Genomic DNA, 269 nt, shown 5'->3' on the forward strand with positions numbered 1-269 from the left:
CTTGCACTGGATCGCGGGCGCGCCAGCCCTGCCCGCCAGCACCGAACCGGTGCCCTTGGTGGCCTTTCCGCAGGGCTGCATCTACCGCAACCGCGCGATTCACGCGCTCGAACGCGCTGCACGCCGCTGGCGCATCGCTTACGAAAGCCCCAATCTGATGGGAATACAGGCCGCGCTAGCGGGAGGACTGGGGGTGGCATTGCTGGAGCGCCGCTGCATCGCCGCGGGGCATCGGCTGGTCGACGACGCGCTGCCCGCGGTGCCGCCGT

1 protein-coding gene is annotated in these 269 nt (G+C 70.6%); it reads left to right on the forward strand.

Annotated features, from left to right (window positions below):
• On the forward strand, positions 1-269 hold a 269-nt coding region (locus OH705_RS27500; protein ID WP_267303475.1), incomplete at both ends, for a LysR substrate-binding domain-containing protein.

It is taken from the genome of Pseudomonas sp. BJa3, from assembly GCF_026343815.1.
GTDB classification, from domain to species: Bacteria; Pseudomonadota; Gammaproteobacteria; order Pseudomonadales; family Pseudomonadaceae; genus Aquipseudomonas; species Aquipseudomonas soli.